This is a genomic window from Streptomyces sp. YS-3 (genome assembly GCF_045257485.1).
In the GTDB taxonomy this organism is placed as follows: domain Bacteria; phylum Actinomycetota; class Actinomycetes; order Streptomycetales; family Streptomycetaceae; genus Streptomyces.
In genome coordinates, this window is the sequence record NZ_JBJHPC010000933.1 from 1 (window position 1) to 1,684 (window position 1,684).

General features: G+C 77.8%; 1 protein-coding gene. It reads right to left on the reverse strand.

Features of this window, described 5'->3' with window-relative positions; genetic code table 11:
* Nucleotides 1–1,563, reverse strand: a 1,563-nt coding sequence (locus ACJA3G_RS36410; protein ID WP_406557304.1) for a hypothetical protein, incomplete at its 3' end; no start/stop codon positions are given.
* Nucleotides 1,564–1,684 lie beyond the last annotated feature (121 nt).

Sequence of the window (1,684 nt, forward strand, 5' to 3'; positions counted from 1 at the left end):
CTTCCGCTCCCCGTCCACCAGCAGCGCCGGCCCGTCCAGCCAGTCCAGCCCGGGCGCCGCCCCGGCCGTGTCGACGGCCGCGCAGCACACCATCGCCGTGACGTGGTCGGCCAGCAGCTCCCGACCCGTACGCGGCGGCTGGAGCGGGAAGAGCGGGACACAGTCGCCCCACAGGTCCGCCGACGGCACCTGCGGACCGGCCGCCGCCGCCTCGACCGCGACCTCCGCCTCGATCCCGGCCGCCAGCGCCGACCCGTCCTGCCCGGCATCGGTCAGGTGCTCCAGGACCCGCGCCAGCGTCGGCGCGGCGGGCGCGGCGGGCTCCGCGCCCGGCGGCGTACCCATCCCGTCCAGCACCCGGTGCAGCCGCGCCGCCTCCGCGCGCCACTTCCGGTCGACGACTTCCTCCGGGTAGTGCTGCCACTCCACCGGCGACCAGTCGGGCCCCGGCTCGGCCGGACCGCCGTGGAAGAGCCGGGCCGCCAGCAGCGAGGCCGCCTCGTCGGCCACCCCCGGCTCCTCCAGAAGATCGCACGCGGGCCGCTCCCCGAGCCGGGACGCGAACCCCTCCGCCAGCCGGTCCCGCCGCGACAGCTCGGTCAGCGCCGAGACCACCCCGGCGTCCAGCCGGGACGGCCACCGCCCCATCCGCCAGGCCGGCACCGCCACCCGGGTCAGCAGCCGGTCCCAGCCCGCGTAGGCGAGCCCGACCTGCTCCTGGGCGACGATCCGCAGTCCGTAGTCCACGTCCTGGGCGCGCTCGGAGGCCGCTGCCGCGACGCCCCGCTCCATCTCGGCGGCGTGCGTCCGGCAGCCGCGCAGCAGCAGCCGGGCGACCGGCCCGACGAAGCACAGCACCAGACGCGCCCCCCGCCGCGCGCCGGACCCGCTGGTCACGGCGACCGCCGCGTCCAGGCCCCGGACGAAACGGCGGGCCGAGGCTATGTCGGGCTGCGCGGACGGCCCGGTGCCGGCCACCACGGGCGCCAGGATGGCCCGCAGCTCACCGACCCGCATCCACCACAGGAACGGCGATCCGATGACGAGGACCGGCGCGGCGTCGGTACGGCGCCGCAGCCCCGGTATGCCCCGCAGAACACCCCGCAGGCCCGGGCCGCGCGCACCGGCCCCGCCCCGTACGGAATGGGCCGGATGTGTGCGGTCCTCCAGCCAGCTGTCGCAGTCCGGGGTCAGCGCTATGGCCGAGGGCGCGGGCACGTCGAGCCGGTCGGCCAGGTCCCTCACCAGCCGGTACAGATCGGGCGCCGAGGACTCGGCCAGCTCGACCGTCGGAGAGAGGGCGGGCCTGGCCCGGACGATCACGGCCGTGACCGCGGCGGCGGCCAGCAGCACCACGGCCGCCGCGCCCGTCACCGCCCAGCGGGCCGTGTCCCAGCCGCGGCCGTCGATCCGGCCCTGCGCGTCCGCGACGAGCAGCACCACGGCGACGGCGGCCGGCACCAGCGCGAGGGCCAGCGCCCGGCTGCGGACCCGCAGCACGGCCAGCGCCCGCGAGCGCGCGGACCGCGCGCCCGCCTCACCACCCATCCCGGAACCGGACACGGCCGGACGTCACCCCCTCTGCCCTGCGTCGGCTTTGCTCACTCCCCCACTGTGGCACCCCCCACCGACATCGCAATGCCGGTGACCCAAGTGCCGGACCGCTCCCGCCGCACCCTAGTTG